24 protein-coding genes are annotated in these 26,621 nt (G+C 60.5%); 12 read left to right on the top strand and 12 right to left on the bottom strand.

Annotated elements, in window-relative coordinates; genetic code table 11:
- Positions 1–250 precede the first annotated feature (250 nt).
- Positions 251–1,003, bottom strand: a complete 753-nt coding sequence (locus AC1Q8Q_RS11035; RefSeq protein WP_020800358.1) for an anti-sigma factor family protein — start codon at positions 1,001–1,003, stop codon at positions 251–253.
- Positions 1,000–1,506: a sigma-70 family RNA polymerase sigma factor gene (locus tag AC1Q8Q_RS11030; protein WP_168757676.1), complete on the bottom strand. Its 507-nt coding sequence runs from the start codon at positions 1,504–1,506 to the stop codon at positions 1,000–1,002. Before AC1Q8Q_RS11030 ends, AC1Q8Q_RS11035 begins: the two co-directional genes overlap by 4 nt.
- 158 nt (positions 1,507–1,664) lie before the next feature.
- Here AC1Q8Q_RS11030 and AC1Q8Q_RS11025 point away from each other — a divergent pair, with 158 nt between their 5' ends.
- Both AC1Q8Q_RS11025 and AC1Q8Q_RS11020 read left to right on the top strand, forming a co-directional pair.
- Positions 1,665–2,741, top strand: coding sequence for a catalase family peroxidase (locus tag AC1Q8Q_RS11025; protein ID WP_033045740.1), 1,077 nt, complete (start codon positions 1,665–1,667; stop codon positions 2,739–2,741).
- The gene (locus AC1Q8Q_RS11020; protein WP_168757677.1) at positions 2,738–3,283 is read left to right on the top strand and encodes a cytochrome b; all 546 of its coding nucleotides are present in this window, start codon (positions 2,738–2,740) and stop codon (positions 3,281–3,283) included. The genes AC1Q8Q_RS11025 and AC1Q8Q_RS11020 overlap by 4 nt, the downstream gene beginning before the upstream one ends.
- A gap of 143 nt (positions 3,284–3,426) precedes the next feature.
- Here the strand turns inward: AC1Q8Q_RS11020 and AC1Q8Q_RS11015 are convergent, their stop codons facing one another.
- Entirely contained in the window at positions 3,427–4,575 is a 1,149-nt protein-coding gene (locus AC1Q8Q_RS11015) for a M14 family metallopeptidase (RefSeq protein ID WP_492615069.1), read from the bottom strand.
- Positions 4,576–4,869: 294 nt separating this feature from the next.
- Here AC1Q8Q_RS11015 and AC1Q8Q_RS11010 point away from each other — a divergent pair, with 294 nt between their 5' ends.
- The 5 genes from AC1Q8Q_RS11010 to AC1Q8Q_RS10990 all read left to right on the top strand — a co-directional run bounded on the left by AC1Q8Q_RS11010 (position 4,870) and on the right by AC1Q8Q_RS10990 (position 9,678).
- On the top strand, positions 4,870–5,538 hold the full coding sequence (locus AC1Q8Q_RS11010) for a GntR family transcriptional regulator (RefSeq protein WP_168757678.1): 669 nt from the start codon (positions 4,870–4,872) through the stop codon (positions 5,536–5,538).
- 131 nt (positions 5,539–5,669) lie between these two features.
- Entirely contained in the window at positions 5,670–6,476 is an 807-nt protein-coding gene (locus AC1Q8Q_RS11005; protein WP_008057220.1) for an ABC transporter substrate-binding protein, read from the top strand.
- A gap of 11 nt (positions 6,477–6,487) precedes the next feature.
- A complete protein-coding gene (locus tag AC1Q8Q_RS11000) occupies positions 6,488–7,255 on the top strand; it encodes an amino acid ABC transporter permease (protein WP_020800364.1) in 768 nt (255 codons plus the stop codon).
- Position 7,256: 1 nt separating this feature from the next.
- Positions 7,257–8,036, top strand: a complete 780-nt coding sequence (locus AC1Q8Q_RS10995) for an amino acid ABC transporter ATP-binding protein (RefSeq protein WP_042955799.1) — start codon at positions 7,257–7,259, stop codon at positions 8,034–8,036.
- Positions 8,037–8,067: 31 nt separating this feature from the next.
- Positions 8,068–9,678: a gamma-glutamyltransferase family protein gene (locus AC1Q8Q_RS10990; RefSeq protein WP_020800366.1), complete on the top strand. Its 1,611-nt coding sequence runs from the start codon at positions 8,068–8,070 to the stop codon at positions 9,676–9,678.
- A gap of 408 nt (positions 9,679–10,086) precedes the next feature.
- On the opposite strand, the gene AC1Q8Q_RS10985 is transcribed toward AC1Q8Q_RS10990, so the two are convergent.
- A complete protein-coding gene (locus AC1Q8Q_RS10985) occupies positions 10,087–10,428 on the bottom strand; it encodes a DUF6124 family protein (protein WP_042955801.1) in 342 nt (113 codons plus the stop codon).
- A 129-nt stretch (positions 10,429–10,557) separates the two neighbouring features.
- Here AC1Q8Q_RS10985 and AC1Q8Q_RS10980 point away from each other — a divergent pair, with 129 nt between their 5' ends.
- On the top strand, positions 10,558–11,196 hold the full coding sequence (locus AC1Q8Q_RS10980; RefSeq protein ID WP_033039783.1) for a LexA family protein: 639 nt from the start codon (positions 10,558–10,560) through the stop codon (positions 11,194–11,196).
- A 39-nt stretch (positions 11,197–11,235) separates the two neighbouring features.
- On the opposite strand, the gene AC1Q8Q_RS10975 is transcribed toward AC1Q8Q_RS10980, so the two are convergent.
- From AC1Q8Q_RS10975 to AC1Q8Q_RS10960, 4 genes are all read right to left on the bottom strand, one after another.
- On the bottom strand, positions 11,236–13,191 hold the full coding sequence (locus AC1Q8Q_RS10975; RefSeq protein ID WP_033039781.1) for an acetyl/propionyl/methylcrotonyl-CoA carboxylase subunit alpha: 1,956 nt from the start codon (positions 13,189–13,191) through the stop codon (positions 11,236–11,238).
- A complete protein-coding gene (locus tag AC1Q8Q_RS10970; RefSeq protein ID WP_151141511.1) occupies positions 13,191–14,006 on the bottom strand; it encodes a gamma-carboxygeranoyl-CoA hydratase in 816 nt (271 codons plus the stop codon). Before AC1Q8Q_RS10970 ends, AC1Q8Q_RS10975 begins: the two co-directional genes overlap by 1 nt.
- Before the next feature lie 116 nt (positions 14,007–14,122).
- Entirely contained in the window at positions 14,123–15,730 is a 1,608-nt protein-coding gene (locus AC1Q8Q_RS10965) for a carboxyl transferase domain-containing protein (RefSeq protein WP_020800370.1), read from the bottom strand.
- A gap of 12 nt (positions 15,731–15,742) precedes the next feature.
- On the bottom strand, positions 15,743–16,906 hold the full coding sequence (locus AC1Q8Q_RS10960; RefSeq protein WP_020800371.1) for an isovaleryl-CoA dehydrogenase: 1,164 nt from the start codon (positions 16,904–16,906) through the stop codon (positions 15,743–15,745).
- A 309-nt stretch (positions 16,907–17,215) separates the two neighbouring features.
- Here AC1Q8Q_RS10960 and AC1Q8Q_RS10955 point away from each other — a divergent pair, with 309 nt between their 5' ends.
- Positions 17,216–18,913, top strand: a complete 1,698-nt coding sequence (locus AC1Q8Q_RS10955) for an AMP-binding protein (RefSeq protein WP_168757680.1) — start codon at positions 17,216–17,218, stop codon at positions 18,911–18,913.
- 679 nt (positions 18,914–19,592) lie between these two features.
- Here AC1Q8Q_RS10955 and AC1Q8Q_RS10950 read toward each other — a convergent pair.
- From AC1Q8Q_RS10950 to AC1Q8Q_RS10940, 3 genes are all read right to left on the bottom strand, one after another.
- Positions 19,593–20,492 (bottom strand): hydroxymethylglutaryl-CoA lyase, encoded by a 900-nt coding sequence (locus AC1Q8Q_RS10950; protein WP_033041305.1) that lies wholly within the window; start codon positions 20,490–20,492, stop codon positions 19,593–19,595.
- Between the two features lie 143 nt (positions 20,493–20,635).
- A complete protein-coding gene (locus tag AC1Q8Q_RS10945; protein ID WP_020800374.1) occupies positions 20,636–21,037 on the bottom strand; it encodes a MerR family transcriptional regulator in 402 nt (133 codons plus the stop codon).
- A gap of 205 nt (positions 21,038–21,242) precedes the next feature.
- Entirely contained in the window at positions 21,243–22,172 is a 930-nt protein-coding gene (locus AC1Q8Q_RS10940) for a LysR family transcriptional regulator (RefSeq protein WP_020800375.1), read from the bottom strand.
- Between the two features lie 163 nt (positions 22,173–22,335).
- Between AC1Q8Q_RS10940 and AC1Q8Q_RS10935 the strand changes: the two genes are divergently transcribed.
- Positions 22,336–23,565: an acyl-CoA dehydrogenase gene (locus AC1Q8Q_RS10935; RefSeq protein ID WP_033041303.1), complete on the top strand. Its 1,230-nt coding sequence runs from the start codon at positions 22,336–22,338 to the stop codon at positions 23,563–23,565.
- A 38-nt stretch (positions 23,566–23,603) separates the two neighbouring features.
- Here the strand turns inward: AC1Q8Q_RS10935 and AC1Q8Q_RS10930 are convergent, their stop codons facing one another.
- Positions 23,604–24,410 (bottom strand): TatD family hydrolase, encoded by an 807-nt coding sequence (locus AC1Q8Q_RS10930; protein WP_020800377.1) that lies wholly within the window; start codon positions 24,408–24,410, stop codon positions 23,604–23,606.
- A 236-nt stretch (positions 24,411–24,646) separates the two neighbouring features.
- Here AC1Q8Q_RS10930 and AC1Q8Q_RS10925 point away from each other — a divergent pair, with 236 nt between their 5' ends.
- Both AC1Q8Q_RS10925 and AC1Q8Q_RS10920 read left to right on the top strand, forming a co-directional pair.
- Complete coding sequence (locus AC1Q8Q_RS10925) at positions 24,647–26,068, top strand: MltF family protein (protein WP_020800378.1); 1,422 nt, start codon at positions 24,647–24,649, stop codon at positions 26,066–26,068.
- A 104-nt stretch (positions 26,069–26,172) separates the two neighbouring features.
- Positions 26,173–26,607, top strand: a complete 435-nt coding sequence (locus AC1Q8Q_RS10920; RefSeq protein WP_020800379.1) for a DoxX family protein — start codon at positions 26,173–26,175, stop codon at positions 26,605–26,607.
- Positions 26,608–26,621 lie beyond the last annotated feature (14 nt).

Below are 26,621 nucleotides of genomic sequence, written 5' to 3'. Positions count from 1 at the left end.
CCAGCGCGGCTAAACCGGCGTCCTGCCGGTTTCCCCACTGCGCAATGCCTGCGTTCGGCCAGCGTGGTTAACGGGGCGCTCGCGATCAACAGCAAAGCGAGGCGGCCTTAAAGCCGACCTGACTTTTGCAGGTGCACCTGGATCCCCTGTGGGAGCGAGCCTGCTCGCGAAGGCGGCAGCACATTCAGCATTGATGTCGACTGACCCCACACTTTCGCGAGCAGGCTCGCTCCTACAAGGGATAGTGTTGTCAGAACTGCGTGGTTTGCCTGAGCATCCGCGCCGCCGGCGTATCCGCCGGGCTGACCATCGCATAGTTGTAGCCACCACCCGACCAGTACTCGGCCTGTAAGCCGCCATCACTGCGGCTACCCCGGGGCAGCAGAAAGTTCTTCGGTCCCGGCGGGCGCACATAAAAACTGATTTTCTGCCCGTTCTGATCTTCGTAGACCACCATCGCCGCTGGTCCTTGCTCGGTGCTGAGCAAACGCCCGCTGGCCGGTTTGAAGCCTGCGCCGGATAAATCAGGCAGGCGATTGGCCTGGGTGAAATAACGGTCGAGCCAGCCCTGCATGTCTGCGTCGTCGCCAGCCTTGTAGTCGGCTGGCAGGATGCCTTGCTGGGCAATCAGGCGATAGGCCTGCAGGGCATCGGTCATCGGGGCTGACGCGCCGGCCAAGGTCATTTCCCGGGCTTGCCAGCCGCTGAAGCCGCCGACGCTGACAGCAATCAGCAACATCGCGGCGCTGGCCAGGTGACGACGGGACTGGCGTTGGAGGCGTTGGCGAATGACTGCCGGTTCCAGATCGGGGTTGGTGGGCTGCTGCAAGGCGCCGCCGAGGGCTGCGCGCAGGTGCTGGGCGTCCTGCTGCCAGCCGCGAACCTGCGCGGCCGCCTGTGGGTTACTGGCCAGGAAGGTCTCCACCAGACGCCGGTCTTCCTCGTCCAGCTGATGGTCGACGTAAGCGTGCAGGTCGCGCTCGCTGGGGGGCATGCTGATCATTTGAGTCTCCGCAGGGCAGGGCGGTTGATTTCGCCATCGCTGAGTTGGCGCAGGGCTTGGCGAGCCCGAGACAGGCGGGACATCACGGTCCCGGTGGGTACGTCGAGAATCTCGGCGACCTCTTTGTAACTCAGCCCCTCAACCGACACCCACAGCAGCAGCGCGCGCTGTTCGGTTGGCAGTTGATCGAAGGCGTTGAGGGTCGATTGAGCGATCACGGTCCGCTCCACCGAAGGCTGCGCATCATCGCGTCCGGTAAAGAATTCAAGCATTCGCGCGTAGCGTCGGGAGCGACGGTGAGCATCGAGAAACTGTCGATAAAGAATCGAGAACAACCAGGCGCGCAAGTCGCCCTCGACGCGCTTGTCGCCCCAGCTTGATAGCGCACGCTCAAGACACGACTGCACCAGATCATCGGCGCTGCTGGAATTGCGCGTCAGCGATACGGCGAAGCGGCGCAACCTGGGAATGATTTCTCGCAGTTGTTCGTCGATATCGTTCATGAATTTCTGGTTTCTCACTACGCTTTGAACCAGGAAGACGCTTGGCATGGGAGGTTATTCCACACCCGGAAAAATAAACACCGGTCGATGGAATAAACCGCCGCGAGGTTCGTCTGCCTGATTCTTTTCACTTGTGGCCGATGGCCCTGGAGTCTTTCATGGTAGATCGATCATCACCGCCACCCTTGAGTGCCGCGAGCCTGATGTTGCGTCTGGCCGGCATTGCCGTGGTCGTGGCTGCAGTGGCTGGGGCGTTTGCCTACGTCAATGGCACCTTTGACCCACAGCGCCTGACCCCGAAAAAGCTGGTCAATGTGCTGGAAACCAACAACGGCGTGCACCCGGGATTTCGTCGTAACCACGCCAAAGGCGTGTGCGTGATCGGCCATTTCGAGAGCAGTGGCGAGGCGCGCAGCTATTCCACCGCACAGGTGTTCAATCAGGCGCGGACCCCGGTAGTCGGTCGTTTCGCCTTGCCGGCGGGTAATCCCTACGCGCCAGATAGCGCCGTGCCGATACGCAGCCTGGCGTTACGTTTCACCCAGGCCAACGGCCAGCAATGGCGCACCGGAATGAACAGCATGCCGGTGTTCCCGGTGGGCACGCCCGAGGCGTTCTATCAATTGCAACAGGCCCAGTCGCCGGTTCCCGCGACGGGCAAACCGGACCCGGCGGCGGTGCCGGCGTTCTTCGGCTCGCACCCGGAAGCCGCACCGTTCCTGGCCTGGATCAAGACCGCGAAACCCTCGGCCAGTTACGTGACGGAAACCTACAACAGCGTTAACGCGTTCTATCTGGTCAATGCCGCCGGGCAACGTCAAGCCGTGCGCTGGAGCATGGTGCCAGCGGTTCAGGACGCGCCGGGTGCCACCGCCCCGCAAGGCAGCGATTTCCTCGAGAAAGACCTGGTTCAGCGCATCGCCGCCGGTCCACTGCGCTTTCAGTTGAACATCACTTTGGCCAACCCCGGTGACCCGGTTAACGATGCGAGCAAGGCCTGGCCCGAGGGGCGCAAGGTGTTGAACGCAGGCACCCTGGTTCTTGAAAGCACCCAGCCGCAACTCAGCGGTGAGTGCCGCGACATCAACTATGACCCGCTGGTGCTCCCTGCAGGCATCGAAGGTTCCGACGACCCGCTGCTCGCCGCTCGTTCAGCCGGTTACGCCAATTCCTACCTGCGTCGCACCAGCGAAGTCAGCCAGTTGCCCGCCGCCAAACAGGAGGCCCAGCAATGAGCAACCAACCCAACCACTTCGCTCCACTGGCGCGCCTGCTGCACTGGCTGATGGCGCTGATGATCATCGCCATGCTGTTCATTGGCGCGGGCATGGTTGCCTCGGTGTCCGAGCGCCATGAATGGCTGATCCACCTGCACAAGCCCTTGGGCATTGCCATCCTGTTGTTGGTAATCGTGCGCCTGCTGGTGCGCTTTTCGACCACCCAACCACCATTGCCCGCAGACCTGCCGGGTTGGCAAGTACTGGCGGCCAAGGCATCGCATGTCTTGCTATATTCCCTGATGCTGGTCTTGCCGTTGTTGGGCTGGGCAATGATTTCAGCGTCCGGCGAACCGGTGATGCTCAGCAGCTCATTGCAGTTGCCGTCGATTGTGCCGGCCAATGCGCAGGTGTTCGCGTTCCTGCGCAAGGCACACGGGTATCTGGCGTATCTGCTGTTCCTGACCGTGCTGTTGCACCTGGCTGCGGCGTTGTTTCATGGCTGGGTGCGGCGCGATGAGGTGCTGGACAGTATGTTGAGGGGCAAAGACCGCGGGTGATCGCCGGCATCATTGACACTTAAAACCTGTAGGAGCGAGCCTGCTCGCGAAAAACCGGAGGACGCCGTGGGGCGTCAGGTTTCCCGCGTCATCGTTGACGACCATCGCGAGCATGCTCGCTCCTACAGGTATCGCGCGATAGATCAGCGCAAAACGCCAACGATATCCGCCACCGTCGTCAACACATCCTTGCCCAATTGCTTCGACCGTTTGCCCGACCACCCCGTCAATGGATTCGGGTGGTCGTCGTGGTCCTTGAAAGGCATTTCCAGGGTCAGCGACAGGCAATCGTATTTCTGCCCGACACTGTTGCACGCCAGGGTCATGTTGGCTTTGCCCGGTTCGTCACGGGTGTAGCCGTGCTTGGTCTGGAAGTCCTTGGTAGTGTGCTTGAGGTGGTTGCGGAAGTGTTCCTCGAGTTTTTCGATCCGCGGCGTGTAGCCTGGATTGCCCTCGCAGCCAGCGGTGAACACGTGGGGAATTTCCTCGTCGCCATGGATGTCGAGGAACAGGTCGACGCCGTATTTTTCCATCTGCTGCTGGACGAAAAAGACTTCCGGGCTGAGTTCCTCGCTGGCGCTTTGCCAGGCGCGATTCAGGTCCTGGCCCATGGCGTTGGTGCGCAGGTGGCCGTGGAAGGCTCCGTCCGGGTTCATGTTCGGCACCAGGTACAGGTCGGCACTGGCCAGCAGCTTGTTCAGCACCGGGTCGTCGTGTTTCTCCAGGCGCTCGATCACACCTTCCATGAACCACTCGGCCATGTGTTCGCCGGGATGTTGCTGGGCAATGATCCACACCTTGCGCTGGCCTTCGGCGCCAGTGCCTTTGCGCAGCAACTGGATGTCGCGACCTTCGACACTCTTGCCGGTGGCCAGCAATTCGGTGCCGGCCTTGGTCAGTGCTTGCTCGATCAACCAGTCGTGGCGGCCACGGCTGTAGGGTTCGAAGTAGGCGAACCAGGCGTGGGTCTGTTCAGCTTCGAGGCTGAAACGCAGGCAGTCGCCCTCGAAAATGGTCGGCACACGGAACCAGTTGACGTGGTCGTAGGACGCCACCGCTTGATAGCCGGTCCAGGCCTTGTTGTAGGAGGACTGGCTGGCATTGTTCAGGCGAAACCAATGGTCCTGGCCGACATGCAGGCCGCTGGCCTTGAAGTGGAACCATTGGAAATGGTTGCTTTTGCTATCGGGACGGATGGCCAGCAGGGGTTTGAGTGGGTCGCTGACATCGATGACCTGGATGTTGCCGCTGTCGAAGTTGGCACTGATGTCGAGAGTTTTAGCCACGGTCAGGGTTCCTGATTGAGATTTTTATGGCGGTACTTTACACGCAAGCGTAGCGGGCTGGCAGGGCAGATAAAACGTTTCACTGACGGTGTTACCACCCGCCCCCTGTTGGGGCTTTTTGGTTACACCCTGATTCATTTCAACTCGTTATCCCCCGACGTCGATGGGCGCTAACAGCCTTGCCGATTTCAGTTATATCAATCGAATCATGCACCTGAGCAGCGTATGGCGAAGCTGGCACGCAACGTGCTTTTTTGGCTTTATGGATAATTGGATACAAAAATACAAAAGGTGCATTTGATGAAATTCGCCCCTGCCTATACAGAGCGCCAACCTGTCACCGCTGAGGAAGAGGCTTACAACTTTCTCCTGGAGGCCATTTGCAAAGGTCGCTACCGCACTGGCGAGCGCCTGATTGCCGAGGACATCGCCGGTGAAATCGGCATGAGCCGCATGCCGGTGCGCGAAGCCTTTCGGCGCCTGGATGCCGATGGCCTGGTGACGTTGCGGCCCAATCGCGGCGCGATCGTGCGCGGCCTGAACATCGAGGAAATGCGTGAGGTGTTCGAGATGCGCAGCGCTCTGGAAGGTCTCGCCATCCGTGTTGCCGTGACGAAACTCACCGAGCGCCATTTCAGCCATCTGGAGCGCCTGCTCGATGAGATGGACGACTACCGTGAGGACGGCGCCGAGTGGGTCAGCCGCCATCGCGCCTTCCATGAATACCTGTGCAGCCTGAGTGAACGTCCGCGCCTGATGCGGCAGATTTCGGCGCTGTATTCGGTGATCGAGCCGCACATGCGCCTGTGGCTGCAACACGCCGACAAACCCCGCAGCGCCCGCGACGAGCACGCCTCGATTATTGCCGCACTGCGTTCCGGCGACCCGGACAAGGCAGCCGCGGTGGTGTGCGAACACATCGAAGGCACCATTCCGAGACTGATTCAGTTCCTCGAAGCCCATCAATAGAAGAACCCCACATTCCACTGTAGGAGCTGCCGCAGGCTGCGATCTTTTGATCTTTAGAAACAACATCAAAAGATCGCAGCCTGCGGCAGCTCCTACAGGGGACTTACGTTGCAGCCACTTGGAGTTTTGCCATGCACAAGCCTTGCGCGTTAGTTGCCGTGTTCACCTTGAGTCTATGTTCGCAATGGGCGCTCGCCGCCCCCGAGTTACCCGAGCGATTGAGCAAGAGCGAGAAAATCGTCTATTGCTCCGGCATGGATTCACCGCCGTTGGTGTCCTTTGACGTGAAACAGAAACCGGTTGGGCTGCAGGTCGACATGGGGGAGGCGATTGCCCAGCGCCTCGGTGACAAGAAAGTCGAGTGGCGCATCTCGCCTTTCGCCGGGCTGATCCCGGCGCTGCTGGCGCAGCAGTGCGACATGATCGTCGATCAGTTGTTCGACAAGCCCGAACGCCGCGAGGTGATCGACATCGTCAATTTCATGTATTCCAGCCAATCCATCGTAGTGCCCAAGGGCAACCCGAAAGCGGTGAACACCCTGGAGGACCTGTCCGGGCTCAAGGTCGCGGTCAGCAACGGTTCGACCATCCGGGTGCTGTTGGGCAAGGAAAACGAAAAGCTCGAAGCGGCCGGCAAGGCGCCGATGAAACTGGTGGTGTACAACGTCGACGCCGACGCCTTCCAGGCCTTGCGCATCAATCAAGTGGACGCGTTCGGCACCACGGTCGAATCCGCCGGCCATTATCAGCAACTCGCGCCTGACCTGTTCCAGTCGGCGGTGCCGGCGTTCAACCGCATCCTTACCGGCTTCGGCGTGCGCAAAAGCGATCCGCAGCTGACTGTGGCCTTGACCGAGGTGCTGCAAGGCATGCGCGCCGACGGCAGTTACGCCGCGCTCCTCAGTAAATGGCATGTCGACAGCGACAAACTGGACTGAGGGCAAAGCGGATGAATTTCAATTGGGATGTGTTCTGGCAGTACCTGTTGCAGCCCAGCGATGTCTACCTGACGGGGCTGTGGCTGACCTGCCTGATCAGCGTGTCGGCGATGTTGCTAGGTTGCGTCCTGGGGTTGATCGCGGCGTTGATGAAGCTGTCGAGCAACCCGCTGTTGCAGTACCCGGTGCGTTTTTATGTCTGGCTGATGCGCGGCACGCCGCTGCTGGTGCAGATCGTCTTCCTGTACACGGCACTGGCGGCGGGGGGCATTTTCCGTTTTGAGGACCTGGATCTCGGCTGGTTCATCGTGCCGGGCAACATCCAGGCGGCGATCATTGCCCTGGGCCTGAATGAAGGCGCGTATATGGCGGAAATCATCCGCGCCGGTATCGGTGCGGTGGACAAGGGCCAATACGAGGCCGGGCGCTCCCTGGGCATGACCTTTGCCAAATTGATGCGGCGCATCGTCCTGCCCCAGGCGTTCCGGGTGATCGTGCCGCCGCTGGGTAACGAGTTCAACGTGATGTTGAAAAACACCACGCTGGTCAGCGTCATCGGGGTGCAGGAGTTGCTGCTTAGCACGCAAATGGTGACCTCGGCGACTTTCCGTGTGTTCGAGCTGTACCTGGTCGTGGCCATCTACTTCCTGGCCTTGACCACGCTGTGGGGCTTCTTCCAGCGCTGGCTGGAAAAACGCTTCGGTCAATCCGATCGCCCGGCACCGGCTGCCAGCCGGATGTTTGGCCGCAACACCATGAAACTGCTGAGGGGGCGTTGAGATGGCGCACATGAGTGAAGAACTGGTGATCGAAGCCCTGGATGTCCACAAGTCTTTCGGTGACCTGGAAATTCTCAAGGGCATTTCACTGCAAGTGAAACGCGGTGAAGTGGTGGTGCTGATCGGCGCTTCCGGTTCCGGCAAAACCACCTTTATCCGCTGCATCAACCTGCTCGAAGACATTCAGTCCGGGCAGATCCGTGTCGGTGGTCGGCCAATGGGCTACCGCACCCGCGCCGATGGCAGCCTGGCCCGCGACTCGGAACGCAACATTGCGCGTCAGCGCCGGGACATCGGCATGGTGTTCCAGCGCTTCAATTTGTTCCCGCACATGACCGCCCTGGAAAACATCATCGAAGCGCCCATCCAGGTGCTGGGCGTGCCTCGTGCTGCGGCGGTGGATCAGGCGAGGGCGCTGCTCAAGCGCGTGGGGTTGGCGGAGAAAGCCGATCACTATCCTTCGATGTTGTCAGGTGGTCAGCAGCAGCGAGTGGCTATTGCCCGGGCGCTCGCGATGAAACCCCAGGCAATGCTATTCGACGAGCCTACCAGCGCCCTGGATCCGGAGACGGTTGGCGAAGTACTGCAAGTGATGAAGGAGCTGGCCGAGGAGGGCATGACCATGGTCGTGGTCACCCACGAGATGGGTTTTGCCCGCGAGGTGGCCGACCGCGTGGTGGTGCTCGATCAAGGTGAACTGATCGAGCAGGGGCCGCCCGAACAGATCTTCAGCCAGCCGAAGCATGCCCGTACCCGAGCGTTTCTCAGTCGCGTGCTTTGAGTCTGTCCAACCCATTTGTGTGAGTCCTGCCATGTTCAAGTTTTCTGCCCATGAGTATCCCTACGCGTCGCAACGTCAAAGTGTCTTCGCCAAGCGCGGCATGGTCGCCGCCTCCCAGCCACTGGCCGCCGAAGCCGGAATTGAAATGATGCGGCGCGGAGGCAATGCCATCGATGCGGCGATTGCCACGGCTGCGGCCCTGACGGTGGTCGAACCCACCGGTTGCGGCATTGGCGGCGACGCCTTTGCGTTGGTCTGGACCCAGGACAAACTGCACGGCCTGAATGGCAACGGTGCAGCCCCGCAAGCCTTGAGCATCGAGGCGGTGAGGGCGGCCGGTCATGAAAAAATGCCGCTGCATGGCTGGACGCCTGTAACGGTGCCGGGCTGTCCATCCGCCTGGGCTGAGCTGTCCACGCGGTTTGGTCGCCTGCCCTTTGCCGATCTGTTGCAGCCGGCGATCAGCCTGGCGCGGGATGGATTTCCGGTATCGCCGGTGGTTGCCTTGCAGTGGCAAACCGCACTGGAAGATTTCACTCCTGATCGTAGCGACGTGCTCGACAGCTGGTTCGAAACCTTTCTGATTGACGGCCGTGCACCGCGCGCAGGCGAACTGTTTCGCAACCCGGCCCAGGCACGCACTTTGAGCGAGCTGGCGGCCAGCGGTTGCGAAAGCTTCTATCGCGGCGCATTGGCGCAACGCCTGGACGCTCATTCGCGCGCCACCGGCGGCTACCTGCGTGCCAGTGATCTGCAAGACTACCGCGCCCAGTGGGTCGAGCCGATCAAGGTTAACTACCGCGGTGTCGACGTCTGGGAGATTCCGCCGAGCGGCCAGGGACTGGTGGCCTTGATGACGCTGAAGATTCTCGAAGGATTCGCATTCGACCACCGTGACAGCCAACAGACCTGGCACCGTCAACTTGAAGCCATGAAGCTCGCCTACAGCGATGGGCTGCACTACATCACAGACCCGCAGCACATGCGGGTTGCCGTGGACGATTTGCTCAGCGACGCCTATGCCACCCACCGGCGGGCACAGATCGGCGAACGCGCGGCGGCACCGAAGCCGGGCGATCCCCATGCCAGTGGCACCGTCTACCTGGCCACCGCCGATGCCGACGGCAACATGGTGTCATTCATCCAGAGCAATTATCACGGATTCGGTTCCGGCGTGGTGCTGCCCGACAGCGGTATCGCCCTGCAAAACCGTGGCGAAGAATTCAGCCTTGATCCCAGCCATGCGAATTGCCTGGCACCTGGGAAAAAGACCTTCCATACCATCATTCCCGGGTTTCTCAGCAAGGACGGTGAAGCGCTGGGACCTTTCGGCGTGATGGGCGGCTACATGCAGCCCCAGGGGCATGTGCAGATGGTCATGAACCTGGTGGATTTCGGGCTCAATCCACAAGCGGCCCTGGACGCACCGCGCTGGCAATGGTTGGGCGAACTGAAGGTTGGCATCGAGCAGGACGCCTCGCGAGACATGGCGGCGGCACTGGCACGGCGCGGGCACGAAGTCGAGGTGGTGTGCGATCGCACGAGTTACGGGCGGGGCCAGATCATCCTGCGCGATCCTGACACCGGTGTACTGTGTGGCGGGACCGAGCCGCGAGCGGACTCGCATATAGCCGTGTATTGATAGGCTGAGGGGGCGTCTTCCTTGACGCCGTCGCAGCTTAGAGAGTATGCGATTGATTCTCAAGTGCTATTTGCCATTAGTTTGCCCCCTCGACAGAAGGCTTCTCTTGCCGACTAATGTTGTTTTGATATGATCCGCGCCATCGAATTTGCGACACATCAAGACTTCATTAGCCTGAAGCCATAAGCCAGAAAACTGGCAAAAAAAAGACCCGGCAAAAAGCCGGGTCAAAAACCGTGATTAGCCTGATGAGGAGATAGTCCAGGCGACCGACCTAAGGTCCCTGGTCCATCGACTGATCTCGCGATCAGCTGATGCAATAATAATCATTCTCGTTTGCAAGTCAAACGATTTTGGCTGCGCGTCGGGAAAATTCTTTCCTGTCCTTCTGTCCCGGTACTCCTCCAACTAGCCTTTCTGGCCGCCCTCCAGGGAGCGGTTCACCATTGCCTTTGCCATGTCGATCATATGCACGGTCGAGAGCGCCAGGTCCCGATGTGCCCCGTGCAAATGACTGGCTGACTCGTAGGCAGTGGCGGCCGCACAACGTAGCAGCCCTGAAGCATGCACCAGGGCTTCTTCGATGCTGATATTTCGGTTTACGTCAAAGAGGCGCTCCGGCGCTGCTTCCTCTGCAATAGCTGGTTTCAAGTAATAATCCAATGCTCGCTGTGCGGCGGCGGAGCCCTGGGGTGAGTTGAGGGACGTGTCGATTTGCATGTCGGGCAAGTCGTTGCTGGGTGGATTCATGGTCAAGGCGAACTCCGTGATAAATTCAGATCCGTTTACCCATCCTAATACGTTACGTATTTATGACAATTCTATTAATACTACATTTTGTGTTTTGTCGACCGAGGTCCCCCACGTATCGTGCCGCACATGGATAAATGGATAGCATTGGTCAAGGCCAAGATGAGTGAACTCAAGATCACTCAGGAAATACTCGCCGACCGCCTCGGGATGTCCCAGGGTGGCATCGGGCATTGGCTGACAAAACGCCGTCAGCCTGGCATCGACGACATGAATCGCGTGCTGCAGGCCCTGGGCCTGGATTTTCTCGAAGTGGCGCTGGTGATTCGCGAACATGGGCAGGAACAGGACGATGAGGTCTGCCTGACGCAAAAGTACAACCCGTACTTTCGCTACCCGGTCAGTGACTGGCGGGACACCGTGCAGGTGCGCGATGGCGAGCGGGCGCCGTACCGTTTCGAACTGTCTGACTACCACGCTCGAGGCGCGGCGTTCTGGCTGACGGTGGTTGGCGATGCCATGACCGCTCCCAGCGGTCCCAGCGTTGCCGAGGGCATGTTGATCCTGGTGGACCCGGATGTGGACGCGGTGCCGGGCAAGCTGGTGATCGCGCAATGGCCGGACAGCAGCGAGGCGATTTTTCGCAAGTTGAGTGAGGAGGGCGGGCAGCGTTACCTGGTCCCGCTCAATCCGACCTACCCGAAAAGCCTGTTCACCGACGAGTGCCGAATTATCGGCGTGGTGGTCCAGGCAACCGTGAAATTCTAGCCAGGCCGGCCCGCGTCATGCGCGGGGCCGGCCTGCCTGTCAGGCTTCTTCCAGTTCGACCAGGGCACTGCCTTCGCTGACCATCTCGCCTTCCTGGCAATACAGCGCCTTGATCACACCGGCGTGGGGTGCGCGGATGCTGTGCTCCATCTTCATGGCCTCCAGCACCACCAGTTGCGCCCCGGCCTCGACCGTTTGCCCGGCCTCCACCAGCACGCGCACGATGCTGCCATTCATGGGGGCGGTGAGCCCGCCGTGATGGGCGTGACTGGCTTCTACGGCGGTGATCGGGTCGTAGGTCTCGATGCGGCGCAGTTCGCCTTCCCATTGCAGGTAGACACAGTCGCCACGGCGGATCGCCCGGTGCTGGCGACGCACGCCTTCGTGCTCGGTCAGCAACTGCTCGCCCTTGAGTCGGGCGCTTTGGGATTGGGGGTTACCCAGCGTCAACGCGCGGTCCTGGCCCTCGCAACTCAGGTGCAGGGTGATTTGCGCGGGCAAACCGGCGCGCATACCGTTGCCGATAGCCCACGGCGAGCTTGGGTCATCGCTGCGCGATGGGCTGTGCAGGCTCTGGACGAATGCCTGGGCGGCGGCTTGCCAGAACGCGTCGCTGAGTGCCGCAGGTTGTGGCAAAAGCTGTTCCTGGTAACGGGGAATGAACCCGGTATCGAGTTCGGCCTGGGCAAACGCCGGATGACCGATGATTCGCCGCAGGAAGTTGATGTTGGTCTTGAGCCCGCCAATCGCGAATTCGTCGAGCATGGCCAGCAGTCGCAAGCGCGCCTGCTCACGGTCCTCACCCCAGGCAATCAGCTTGCCGAGCATCGGGTCGTAGAACGGCGAAATCTCATCGCCTTCTTCAACGCCGCTGTCCACCCGGCGACCCGCACCCGGCGCGGATTCGCGATACAGTTCCAGGCGACCGGTAGCGGGCAGGAAGTCATTGCCCGGATCTTCGGCGTATAAGCGCACTTCAATCGCGTGACCGTTCAGCGGCACCTGGTCCTGGGTCATCGGCAAGGCTTCGCCGCGGGCCACACGAATCTGCCAGGCCACCAGGTCGAGGCCGGTAATGGCTTCGGTTACCGGGTGTTCGACCTGCAGGCGGGTGTTCATCTCCATGAAGAAAAATTCGCCGCGGGCATCCAGCAGGAATTCCACGGTGCCAGCACCGACGTAACCGATGGCCTGTGCCGAACGCACGGCCGCTTCGCCCATGGCGCGGCGCAGTTCAGGGCTCAGGCCGGGCGCCGGCGCTTCTTCGACGACTTTCTGGTGCCGACGCTGAATCGAGCAGTCGCGTTCGTTGAGGTACAGGCAGTTGCCGTGTTGATCGGCGAACACCTGGATCTCCACGTGGCGGGGTTTGAGCAGGTACTTCTCCACCAGCATCCGCGAATCGCCGAACGACGATTGAGCTTCACGTTGCGCCGAGGCCAGGGCTTCGGCCAATTGGCTGACGTCCTCGACCACTTTCATGCCCTTGCCGCCGCCACCGGCCGTGGCCTTGAGCAGCACCGGGTAGCCGATGCGTTCGCAGGCGTCGCGGAAGGTCTCGAGGTCCTGGGCTTCACCGTGATAGCCCGGTACCAACGGCACGCCAGCGGTTTCCATCAAGGCCTTGGCCGCGGATTTACTGCCCATGGCGTCGATGGCCGAGGCGGGCGGGCCGAGGAAGATCAGGCCAGCGGCTTCGATGGCGCGGGCGAACCCGGCATTCTCGGAGAGGAAACCGTAGCCGGGATGGATCGCCTGGGCACCGCTGGCCTTGGCGGCGGCAATCAACTTGTCGATTTGCAGGTAACTGTCGGCGGCCTTGCTGCCGCCGAGGTCGACACGGATATCGGCTTCACGGCTGTGTCGGGCATCGCGGTCGGTGGCGCTGTGTACAGCCACGGTGGTCAGGCCCAGGGCTTTGGCGGTGCGCATTACCCGACAGGCGATTTCGCCGCGGTTGGCCACCAACAGGGTAGTGAGGACAGGTGCGCTCATCAACGCGGCTCCTTGGTGGTGGTTGCGGCTTGCCAGCTCGGCGGACGTTTTTGCAGGAAGGCGCGCAGGCCTTCCTGGCCTTCCGGGCTGACGCGGATGCGGGCAATGGCGTTCTCGGTGTAGCGACGCAGGGACGGGGTCAGCGTGCCGTCGCCGACTTCACGCAGCAGGTCCTTGCTGGCGCGCATGGCCGCCGGGCTGTTGAGCAGCAGGTTGTCGATCCACTGTTCGATTTTCTGTTCCAGCTCGGCCGTCGGGTAACTCTCCGACAACAGGCCGAGCTCCCGTGCCCGTTGCCCGCCGAAGCGCTCAGCGGTCAAGGCATAGCGTCGGGTGGCGCGCTCGCCCATGGCTTGTACCACGAACGGGCTGATCACGGCCGGTGCCAGGCCGATACGCACTTCCGACAGGCAGAACTGCGCGTCATCGGCGCCGATGGCCATGTCACAGCAACTGATCAGGCCCAGGGCGCCGCCGAACGCCGCGCCTTGCACCACGGCCAGGGTCGGGATTTTCAGCTTGGCGAGGTTGTACATCAACTCTGCCAGTTCTCGGGCGTCGTCGAGGTTGGTGGCGTAATCGAGTTCAGCCGATTGCTGCATCCAGGCCAGGTCGGCGCCGGCGCTGAAGTGTTTGCCGCGACCACGCACCAGCAGGAAACGCACGTTGGCATCGCTGGCCACCTTGTCCAGGGCGAGGATCAGTTCGCGGATCATCTGGGCGTTGAAGGCGTTGTTCTTTTCTTCACGACTGAGCCACAGCGTGGCAAAGCCACGCGGGTCGGTCAGCAGTTCGAGGGTGTTGAAGTCGCTCATATTCATCCTTCTCCACGGTCTTTGTGGGAACTGGCTCGCTCACGATTGGTGGCGATTGCTGCGCAATCGAACGGGGATAAATCCCCTCGCCACAAAAGCCCGTTCCTACAAAAAAATCACATCCGGAACACGCCGAAGCGGCTCGGTTCGATGGGTGCGTTCAACGACGCGGACAAGGCCAGTGCCAGGACATCGCGGGTCTGGGCCGGGTCGATGACGCCGTCATCCCACAGGCGAGCGCTGGAATAGTAGGGGTGGCCCTGTTCTTCGTACTGGTCGAGGATCGGTTGCTTGATCTCGGCTTCCTGCTCGGCACTGAAACCATGACCACCACGCTCGGCCTGCTCGCGCTTGACCTGCACCAACACGCCGGCTGCCTGTTCGGCACCCATCACGCCGATGCGCGCGTTCGGCCACATCCACAGGAAACGTGGATCGTAGGCCCGACCACACATGCCGTAGTTACCGGCGCCGAAGCTGCCGCCGATGATCACGGTGAACTTCGGCACCTTGGCGCAGGCCACGGCGGTCACCAGTTTCGCCCCGTGCTTGGCGATGCCGCCGGCTTCGTATTTTTGCCCGACCATGAACCCGGTGATGTTCTGCAGGAACAGCAGCGGGATGCCGCGCTGGCAAGCCAGCTCGATGAAGTGCGCACCTTTCTGTGCAGCTTCGGCAAAGAGAATGCCGTTGTTGGCCAGGATCGCGATCGGGTAACCGTGCAGGTAGGCAAAACCGCACACCAGCGTGGTTCCGAACAGCGCTTTGAATTCGTCGAACACCGAGCCGTCCACCAGCCGTGCAATCACTTCACGCACGTCGAACGGTTGCTTGGCATCGGCCGGCACGATGCCGTACAGCTCGTCGCTGGCGTAGAGCGGGGCGATCGGTGCGCGTTGCTGCACTTCACCCAGCTTGCGCCAGTTGAGGTTGGCAACGCTGCGGCGGGCGATGGCCAGGGCATGTTCGTCGCTTTCGGCGTAATGGTCGGCCACACCGGAGATCTTGCAGTGCACATCGGCCCCGCCCAGGTCTTCGGCGCTGACCACTTCGCCCGTCGCGGCTTTCACCAGCGGTGGGCCGGCGAGGAAGATGGTCGCTTGCTCGCGCACCATGATTGCCTCGTCGGCCATGGCCGGTACATAGGCACCGCCCGCGGTGCAGGAGCCCATGACCACGGCAATCTGCGGGATGCCCTGGGCGCTCATGTTGGCCTGGTTGAAGAAGATCCGCCCGAAGTGCTCACGGTCCGGAAACACTTCATCCTGGCGCGGCAGGTTGGCGCCGCCGGAATCCACCAGGTAGATGCACGGCAGGCGATTCTGCTGGGCGATCGTCTGGGCGCGCAGGTGCTTTTTCACTGTCAGCGGGTAGTACGAGCCACCTTTTACCGTGGCATCGTTGGCGACGATCATGCATTCGACGCCTTCCACGCGGCCGATCCCGGCAATCACGCCAGCGGCGGGAACGTCTTCGCCGTACACCTCGTAGGCGGCCAACTGGCTGATCTCCAGAAATGGCGAACCCGGGTCGAGCAGGCGGTTGATGCGCTCGCGCGGCAGCAGCTTGCCCCGGGAGGTGTGGCGTTCTTGCGCTTTCGGGCCGCCACCTTGTGCCACCTGGGCAAGCAGGGTGTGCAAGGCATCGACCTGTTTGAGCATCGCCGCGCTGTTGGTCGCGAACTCCGCGGAACGGGGGTTGAGCTGGGTATGCAGGATAGCCATGGACAGCTCCGTTTAGCGGGTTTCGTTGAACAGTTCGCGACCGATCAGCATGCGACGGATCTCACTGGTACCCGCGCCGATTTCGTACAGCTTGGCGTCACGCAGCAGGCGCCCGGCCGGGAATTCGTTGATGTAGCCGTTGCCACCGAGAATCTGGATCGCGTCGAGGGCCATTTGCGTGGCGCGTTCGGCGCTGTAGAGGATCACGCCGGCAGCGTCCTTGCGCGTGGTTTCGCCGCGCTCGCAGGCCTGGGCCACGGCGTACAGGTAGGCGCGGCTGGCGTTGAGCTGGGTGTACATGTCGGCAACCTTGCCCTGGATCAGCTGGAACTCGCCGATGCTCTGGCCGAACTGCTTGCGGTCGTGGATGTAGGGCACGATCAGGTCCATGCAGGCCTGCATGATCCCGGTCGGGCCGCCTGAAAGCACGACGCGTTCGTAGTCGAGTCCGCTCATCAGCACCTTCACGCCGCCGTTAAGCGCGCCGAGGATGTTTTCTTCCGGCACTTCGACGTCATCGAAGAACAGCTCGCAGGTGTTGGAGCCGCGCATGCCGAGCTTGTCGAACTTGTTGCTGCGGCTGAAGCCTTTCCAGTCGCGCTCGACGATAAAGGCGGTGATGCCGTGGGGGCCTTTTTCCAGGTCGGTCTTGGCGTAGATCACGTAGGTGTTGGCGTCCGGACCGTTGGTGATCCAGGTCTTGCTGCCATTGAGCACGTAGTGATCGCCGCGCTTGTCGGCACGCAGCTTCATCGAGACCACGTCGGAACCGGCGTTCGGCTCACTCATGGCCAGGGCGCCGATGTGCTCGCCGCTGATCAGCTTGGGCAGGTATTTGGATTTCTGTTCGTGGTTGCCATTGCGGTTGATCTGGTTGACGCAGAGATTGGAGTGCGCGCCGTAGGACAGGGCTACAGAAGCCGAGCCACGGCTGATTTCTTCCATCGCAACCACGTGCGCCAGGTAGCCCAGGCCGGCGCCGCCGTACTCTTCCGGCACGGTGATGCCCAGCAGGCCCATGTCGCCGAATTTACGCCACAGGTCAGCGGGGAACAGGTTGTCGATGTCGATCTGAGCGGCGCGCGGGGCGATCTCCTTGGCGACGAAGGACTGGACCTGATCGCGCAGCATGTCGATGGTTTCACCGAGGGCAAAGTTCAGGGATGGGTAGCTCATGGGTCACCTTTTGGCTTTTTTGTTGGGCGGGGAGGGCAGTGTTTTGGCTCTCACCTTTACGTTAACGTAAACCTGTGACGAATGGCTGTCAATCGCCCTTTACGTTAACGTCAACTTGAGCGAGAGTAGAGGCAGGTTCCTGTAGGAGCAGCCGGTCGACGCTCGAATGCTCGCGATGAACGCAAGGCTGAAGCGTTTATTCAGAAAACACGCGTTATTGTTGACGACTTTCGCGAGCATTCGAGCGTCGACCGGCTGCTCCTACAGGTATCCGTCGGTAGCCCATCAATAAAGACAATAGGGGTCGTCATGGATCAACCCAGTGCAAGCCCGCAACGCAGTTACACCCGTGGTTCCCAGGACAAAGCCTTGCTGGCGATGACCATCGGCCAGGCGTTCGACAATACCGTGGCAAAGTACCCGAACGGGGAAGCGCTGGTCGTGCGCCATCAACAGCTGCGCTACACCTGGCGACAATTGGCCGATGCGGTAGACCTGCATGCCCGGGCGTTATTGGGGCTGGGCCTGCAGGCCGGCGACCGCCTTGGCATCTGGGCGCCTAACTGTGCCCAGTGGTGCATTACACAGGTCGCCACCGCGAAGATTGGCGTGATCCTGGTCAACATCAACCCGGCCTATCGCAGTTCCGAACTCGAATACGTGTTGAAGCAGTCCGGCTGCCAATGGCTGGTCAGCGCCGGGTCTTTCAAGACCTCCGATTATCACGCCATGCTGCAGGGCCTGGTGCCGGAGCTGGCAGGGCAAGCCATCGGCAAATTGCACAGCGAGCGCCTGCCGGAACTGCGCGGCGTGATCAGCCTCGACGCGCAGCCGCCGCAGGGTTTCCTGCCCTGGTCGCAATTGACCGGGCTGGCGGGCAGCGTATCGGTCGAGCAATTGCATGAACGCCAGGACAGCCTGCACTTCGATCAGGCGGTGAACATCCAGTACACCTCCGGCACGACCGGCTTCCCAAAGGGCGCGACCCTCAGCCACTACAACATTCTCAATAATGGCTACATGGTCGGCGAGAGCCTGGGCCTGAGCGCCGTCGACCGTCTGGTGATCCCGGTGCCGTTGTACCACTGCTTCGGCATGGTCATGGGTAACCTCGGTTGCATCACCCACGGCAGCACCATGATCTACCCCAGCGACGCGTTCGATCCGCTGCTGACCCTGCGCACTGTCGCCGAAGAAAAAGCCACCGCGCTCTACGGTGTGCCGACCATGTTCATCGCCATGCTCGATCAGCCACAACGCGCCGAGTTCGACCTGTCGAGCCTGCGCACCGGGATCATGGCCGGGGCGACTTGCCCGATCGAGGTCATGCGCCGGGTCATCAATGAAATGCACATGAACGAAGTGCAGATTGCCTATGGCATGACGGAAACCAGCCCGGTGTCGTTGCAGACAGGTCCCTCGGACGATCTCGAGTTGCGCGTGACCACTGTCGGCCGTACCCAGCCACAGCTGGAAAGCAAAATCATCGACGAAGCGGGCAATCTGGTGCCCCGTGGCACCATCGGTGAGCTCTGTACTCGCGGCTACAGTGTGATGCTCGGCTACTGGAACAACCCGCAAGGTACGGCGGAAGCCATCGACCAGGCCGGCTGGATGCACACCGGCGACCTGGCCAGCATGAATGAAGAGGGCTACGTGTGCATTGCCGGGCGCAACAAGGACATGATCATTCGTGGTGGCGAGAATATTTATCCGCGCGAGCTGGAAGAGTTCTTCTTCACCCACCCGGCGGTGGCCGATGTGCAGGTGATCGGCATTCCGTGCTCGCGTTATGGTGAAGAGATCGTTGCCTGGATCAAGTTCCACCCCGGCCATAGCGCCACCGAGCAGGAGCTGCAAGCCTGGTGCAAGGAGCGCATCGCGCACTTCAAGACGCCGCGCTACTTCAAGTTCGTGGATGAGTTTCCAATGACCGTGACGGGCAAGATCCAGAAGTTTCGGATGCGCGAGATCAGCATCGAGGAGCTGCGTAGCAAGCAGGGCTGATGATTAACCCTTTGGGAGCGGGCTTGCCCGCGATGACGGCAGCACATCCGATGTATTTGTCGGCTGAACCACCGCCATCGCGAGCATGCTCGCTCCTACAGGGGGCGGTGAAATCGTGAATGCCAGACAGCACAAAGGGGAGCCGAAGCTCCCCTTTAATTTTCGTTGCGCGTGCTCTTTTTTTATTATTGAGGGGCGGTTTGTTTTTGTTTTTGGTAACCGTGGCCCTTTACCGCTGTTTTTGTCGATCCCCATCCGGGATCAAGAGCAAACGTATTTTTTTGAGCGCTGATCTACTTTTTCGCTTAGCGATCCAACCAGTTCGGGAGCTACCTGAAGGTAGTTTTATTGTTCTCTGCCCGGTTGCGGGTAACTCCGAAAAGCACCCTGAAAAGCACATCTTCTCCAAAAAAATCTGTTAGCTGCGTCTCTGCCGTGTTGTTTTTGTTATGTCAGAGTCGTTACGTCTTGTTTTTATTGGGTTTGCCGCAATTTTTTTATTCTTGTTATGCGATAGATATAGCAGAAGCCGTGCCAACTTTTAAAAAGCCTTTAAAAACAAGCACTTGGTTTTTTGTAGGGTTTTCGGCATCAGGGAAAACCCTACGTTTTGTTTCCGTGTTACTCGTTTGTGGCCACGCTTTTGTGTCTGCGGTAACACCCCGACACAACCGCACACTCAGTGTGCGCTGCGCGCCTTCGCTACACGGGAACCGGTGGGGCGCCCCAGCACGGTACAAATTTGCTGGCCGGCCAGGATCAGTGCATCCAGGTTGATTCCGGTTTCGATCCCGAGGCCGTTGAGCAGGTAAACCACGTCCTCGGTGGCGACGTTGCCGCTGGCGCCCTTGGCATAGGGGCAGCCACCAAGGCCGGCGATGGAGCTGTCGAACACCGAGATACCTTCCAGCAGGCTGGCGTAGATATTGGCCATGGCCTGGCCGTAGGTGTCGTGGAAGTGCCCGGCGAGTTTTTCCCGGGGCACATCGGCCGACACCACGTCGAACATCTTGCGTGTGGCGCCCGCGGTGCCGGTGCCGATGGTGTCGCCCAGCGACACCTCGTAGCAGCCCATGGCATAGAGTTCCCGTGCGACCCGTGCAACTTGCTCGGGTGCGACGTCACCCTCATAGGGGCAGCCCAGCACGCAGGACACGTAACCGCGCACGCTGACGCCATGCTGCTTGGCGGCCTCCATGATGGGGGCGAATCGCTCCAGGCTTTCACTGATCGAGCAGTTGATGTTGCGCTGGGAAAACGCTTCGGACGCCGCGGCGAACACCGCGACTTCCTTGACCCCGCAGGCAAGGGCATCTTCAAAGCCGCGCAGGTTGGGGGCGAGAGCGCCATAGGTCACGCCGGGTTTACGCTGGATCTGCGCAAACACCTCGGCGGAACCCGCCATCTGCGGTACCCACTTGGGCGAGACGAAACTGCCGACTTCTATATAGCCAAGGCCCGCCGCCGTCAGTGCGTCGACCAACTGCACCTTGTCGGCAACGCTGATGGGTTGGGCTTCGTTTTGCAAACCGTCGCGAGGGCCGACTTCGACAATGCGTACGTGGGTTGGTAGGGACATAAGAATCACCTGAAGTATTGGGTGAGCGGTGATCTAATGTGGGAGCGGGCTTGCTCGCGAATACGCCAGTTCAGCCCACATCAATGTTGAATGACAAATCGCATTCGCGAGCAAGCCCGCTCCCACATTCGATTTGTGTGGATCTATTGAACCGATTCCTGGTTCTTGAGGGTTTGTTCCAGCGCCTGCACACAGCGCTCTTCAGCCGTATCAAGCTCCAGTTTCATCTGCTCGATATCCAGCATCTGCTGTTCCAGTTGTTCCCGACGCTCGCTGATTTTCGCCAGCATGCTGTGCAGTTGCTTGGTGTTACCGCTGGAAGGATCGTAGAGCTCGATCAGCTCGCGGCACTCGGCCAGGGAAAAACCGATACGCTTGCCCCGCAGGATCAACTTCAGGCTGACCTTGTCGCGGGGTGAGTAGATGCGTTCCTGGCCACGTCGCTCGGGGCTGAGCAAACCTTGTTCTTCATAGAAGCGAATGGCCCGGGTGGTGATGTCGAGCTCACGGGCGAGGTCGGAAATGCTGTAGGTCTGGCTGCTCATGGGCGCGCTCGCAAAAGGTCATGGCGCTAAGCTAATGGCAGGTTGACGTTTACGTCAAGGGGCAGGGTTTTTCAGTAACCTCGCTGGCCCCATCGCGAGCAGGCTCGCTCCCACAGGGGATCTCTGTCTGACACAAATATTGTGTTCACTGGAGACCCATGTGGGAGCGAGCCTGCTCGCGAAGAAGGCGCTGCGGTCCAGCGTCCTACACCTTCTCCAGCTTCTTCTCCTGCGCCGTCACCTGCTGGCACAACTCGATCATCTGCTCGCGCATCCAGCGGTTCGCCGGGTCCTGGTCAGTGCTTTCGTGCCAGTAAAGGTGGGTTTCCACCGGGGGCACATCGTTGACTGGCAGATAAAAGGCGTGCAAATCGTTGCGGCGCGCGAAGCGTTCCGGCACGGTCATGACCATATCGGTCTGCTGCAGCACCTGCGAGGCCATCAGGTAATGCTGGGAGCGCAGGGCGATCTTGCGCTGGATGCCCATTTTGCCGAGGGCCAGGTCGACATAACCCAGGCCGCTGCGACGGCTGGAAATGTGGATGTGGGTCAGTCCCAGGTAATCATCGAGGGTGAATTTTTCCTTGCCCGCCAGCGGGTGCCCTTTGCGCATGGCGCACACGTAGCGATCCTCCATCAACTTGACGTGACGCACCTGCGGGTCGGTGTTGAGTGGTGCATCCACGGCGAAGTCGAGTCGGCCCGCGGCCAGTTCCTTGGTGGTCTCGCGGCGCTTGGACAAAAAGCTTTCGATGATGACCGTCGGCGCAAGGCGGCGCAGGCGCTGGAACAGCGGTGGCAGGATCACGGCTTCAGTGAGGTCGGTCATGCTGATGCGGTAGGTCTTGACCGCCTGCAATGGATTGAAGATGCGGCTTTCCTGTACCGAAACGCGCAGCAGTGACAGCGCGTTGCGCACCGGGCCGATAATGTTTTGCGCCATGGGTGTTGGCACCATGCCTTGGGCGGTGCGCACGAACAATGGATCGTTGAAGGTCTCGCGCAGGCGGGCCAGCGCGTTGGACACCGCAGGTTGGGTAATCCCGACGATCTGGCCAGCACGGGTCAGGTTGGCTTCGGTGTAGATCGCGTCGAAGACGATGAAAAGGTTGAGGTCGACCTTGCTCAGATTCATTTACGCGGCTCTCTTATTGTGTGGACGGTAGCCTTGGCTATCAGTCGATCATATATCGGTGATGAATGTTTATACACGCCGAGAATAGGCTAGGTAAATTTTCATGGCTGTTCTAGCATCGATTGCATGACCTAAACAACCTCCCGCAAGAAGGTAGCTGCCCATGGATTTCGCTTATTCGCCCAAGGTGCAAGAACTGCGTGAGCGCGTGACCGCGTTCATGGACACCTATGTCTATCCCGCCGAAGCGGTATTCGAGCGCCAGGTCGCCGAGGGCGACCGCTGGCAGCCGACCGCGATCATGGAAGAACTCAAACTCAAGGCCAAGGCTCAAGGCCTGTGGAATTTGTTTCTGCCTGAGTCCGAGCTCGGCGCTGGCCTGACCAACCTTGAATACGCTCCGCTGGCGGAGATCATGGGGCGTTCGCTGCTGGGGCCTGAGCCGTTCAACTGTTCGGCGCCAGACACTGGCAACATGGAAGTACTGGTGCGCTACGCCAACGAAGAACAGAAACAACGCTGGCTCGAACCCTTGTTGCGCGGCGAGATTCGCTCAGCGTTCGCCATGACCGAACCAGACGTTGCGTCCTCCGACGCCACCAACATGGCCGCCCGTGCCGAGCGCCAGGGTGACGAGTGGGTGATCAACGGCAAGAAATGGTGGACCTCCGGCGCGTGCGATCCGCGTTGCAAGATCCTGATCTTCATGGGCCTGAGCAATCCCGACGCGCCGCGCCATGCGCAGCACTCGATGATTCTGGTTCCGGTGGACACCCCCGGCGTGAAGATCGTGCGTCCGTTGCCCGTGTTCGGCTATGACGATGCACCTCACGGCCATGCTGAAGTGCTGTTTGAAAATGTCCGGGTGCCGTACGAAAACGTCCTGTTGGGTGAAGGGCGCGGCTTCGAAATTGCCCAGGGTCGTCTTGGCCCGGGCCGGATTCACCACTGCATGCGTTCGATCGGCATGGCGGAACGTGCGCTGGAACTGATGTGTAAACGCTCGGTGAACCGTACCGCGTTCGGCAAACCCCTGGCGCGTCTGGGCGGCAACATCGACAAGATCGCCGATTCGCGGATGGAGATCGACATGGCTCGCCTGCTGACGCTCAAGGCGGCGTACATGATGGACACCGTCGGAAACAAAGTGGCGAAGAGTGAAATTGCGCAGATCAAAGTGGTGGCGCCAAACGTGGCCTTGCGCGTAATCGACCGGGCGATCCAGATCCATGGCGGGGCAGGGGTGTCCAACGATTTCCCGCTGGCCTATATGTATGCCATGCAACGCACCCTGCGCCTGGCTGACGGCCCGGATGAAGTGCACCGCGCGGCGATCGGCAAGTTCGAGATCGGCAAATACGTGCCCAAGGAAATGTTGCGCAGCAGTCACTAAGACCGCAGTCGTAGCGTGGGCCCGATCCGGGCCCGCGTTCAATCCACGCTGGGCAGCCCGTAGAACGCCCGCGCGCACGCCGTACTGTGGGCGGCCAGGTCTTCCTGGCTTTCCCCGCGGTGCAAGGCCACCTCACGTAAGACTTCCGTCAGATACGCCGGCTCGTTGCGACCGTTTTTCGGTTTGGGCCGAAGGCTGCGCGGTAACAGGTATGGCGCATCGCTCTCCAGCATCAACCGCCCACGCTTGATCTCCTTGACCAGCGGGTGCAAATGCGTGCCTCGGCGCTCATCGCAAATCCAGCCGGTGATGCCGATGTGCAAATCCATGTCCAGGTAACTGAACAGGGCTTTCTTTTCGCCGGTGAAGCAATGCACCACGGCGGCCGGCAATTGATCGCGGTAGTCGCGCAGGATTTCCAGCAGGCGCTGGCTCGCATCGCGTTCGTGCAGGAACACTGGCATTTGCAGTTCTACCGCCAGCGCCAGGTGTTCTTCGAGGACTTTCTCCTGTTGTGCGCGCGGTGAAAAATCGCGGTTGAAATCCAGGCCGCATTCACCAATCGCCACGATGTTCGCTTCCTTCAGCAGGCTGCGCAGGCGACGCGCACTGTCGGCATTCCAGTCGCTGGCCGCGTGGGGATGAACGCCGGCGGTGGCAAACAGCCGTTGCGCTGTTTCGTCCAGTTGCTGGCACAACTCCAGTGCCTGCTCACTGCCCTCGACACTGGTGCCAGTGAGCACCAATTGGCAGACTCCGGCGGCATAGGCGCGGTCCAGTACAGCCTGGTGCTTGTCGGCAAAACTGGGGTTGGTCAGGTTGACGCCGATATCGATGAGTTGCATGGTGCTACCTCGGGCCCAGGACCGCAAAGCATACCAGAGCCCAGGATTTATAAGAAAAGCCAAGAACTACAACAGGTTATCGCTGTCTCTTAATGCCGCGAAGAAGTCTGGGTGGTGACGCTGCCATCATTGTGCCAGTCTTTCGCGCGTTGCCAGCGCTTCAGGGCGCTCTGTTTCTGTCGCTTGATTGCGTGAAGCCATTCATGCAGTCGACCTGAATTCTTTGCGGAGAGTGGATGATTCGTCCCTCGATTTTGCTACTGCTGTGTTGCTCGCTGCTGCTGCCGATGTCGGCGGTTGCGCGTCTGCCCGGGCCGCTGCAAGCCGTACCGGCGACCAAGGTGCGTGACCTGACGGACATCCGCAGCAGCCGCGTGCTGCGCGTGCTGGTCAATCAAAGCCGTAACAGCTCCGGCGAAGTCCAGGGCCAGGCCATCGGCGTCGAATACCATCGCTTGCGTGCTTTCGAGCAATACCTCAACGGCCATGCCCGCGACGGCCAGGAAATTACCCTCAAGATCATTCCCAGAGCCAAGGATCAACTGCTCGGCGCATTGCAGCGTGGGGAGGGCGACCTTGTGGCTCCCGGCGAGTTGCTGGATTTGCAGCCAGGCTTCGCCGTCAGCAGCAGTGAGCCCGTTGCCAGTAACATCCCGTTGGTGCTGGTGGGGATCAAGGGCGAACGTCGCTATACCCGTCTTGAACAACTGTCGGGTAAAACCCTGGCGTTGCCCAACGGCAGCGCCGCCGGTGACGCCATCAGCCAGATCAATCAGAAGCTGGCGCTGCACAAATTGCCGCCGGTCAAGATCGAGTGGGTCGACCCGAGCCTGGCGGTCGAGGATGTGCTGGAGATGGTCCAGGGCGGGATATTTCACCTGACCATCGTCGAGCAACCGATCGCCGAGCGCTGGGGCAAGATCCTGCCGAAATTACGAGTCGATCGCCAGGTGCTCATCAGCGAGCCAGGCGAAGAGTTCTGGTTCGTGCGCCGCGATGCGTCAATGCTGCGCGCCAGCATCGATCGTTTCCTGGCAGGCTATAAAAAGCCGTCGGACCAGGATGCTGCGTTCCTGCGGATCTATCGACGCCAGTATCAGGTCCACTATCCCCTGGCCAAGGCTGACCGCCAGCGCCTGGAAAAGCTGCGGCCGGTGCTGCAGAAACATGCAAGTGCCCAGGACATGGACTGGCTGAACCTGGCGGCGCTGGCGTTCAAGGAGTCCGGCCTGCAGCCCTCGGCACGCAGTGGCGGTGCGCCAACCGGCCTGATGCAGATCACACCGTCAGCGGCGCAGCGGGTGGGCGTCAGCAACATTCATGAGCTCGATGCCAATGTGCAGGCCGGGGCCAAGTACCTGGCGATGATCCGCCGCAAGTTCTTTGCCAGCCCCAAGCTCAATGAGCGCGAGCGCATGGCCTTTGTGCTGGCGGCCTACAACATCGGCCCGGAGCGGGTGCAAGGGATGCGCGCGGAAGCCAGGCGTCGCGGGTTGAACCCCAACCAGTGGTTTTTCCAGGTGGAGCGCATCGCCATGGAGCAGGTGGGAATGGGACCTGTCAGCTATGTTAATAGCGTGAACAAGTATTACCTGGCGTTCGATCGGGAGCGGGAGTCGTTGGAGCCCCAGGGGCAAAAAGTTGCCCTTCGTAAATGATCGAATAAACTGATTGTTATGGCGGATTTTTTACGCTTTTAACATGAGATTTACTGATTAATATAGCGGCCAACCAACACACACTCTTTTAGGGATGACACAGCATGAGCACACTGATCAACAAGGTACTGTTTACCCGCGCTGGCTACGGCCTGACCGTTTTGCGGATTGTTGTCGGCATCATCTTCGCCGCCCACGGTTCGCAAAAACTCTTCGGGGCATTGGGTGGCTATGGCCTGGCGGGCACCGCGCAGTACATGGAAAGCATCGGCCTGACACCGGGCTACCTGATGGCGACGCTGGCGGGCGGTACCGAGTTCTTCGGCGGCCTGGCATTGATCATCGGCTTGCTGGTACGTCCGGCAGCATTGGGCCTGACCTTCCTTTCACTGGTGGCGATCTTTACGGTTCATATCAGCAACGGCCTGTTCATGGCCAACAACGGCTATGAATTCGCCCTGGCGTTGCTCGGTGGCAGCATTGCGGTGCTGATCGAAGGGGCTGGCAAACTGTCGGCGGACCGCGCCATCGCTGGGTAAAGGCTTTGTGAGCA

Source organism: Pseudomonas sp. GW823-FHT06B06, assembly GCF_058795195.1.
This window is presented reverse-complemented; position numbering and strand designations above follow the sequence as displayed.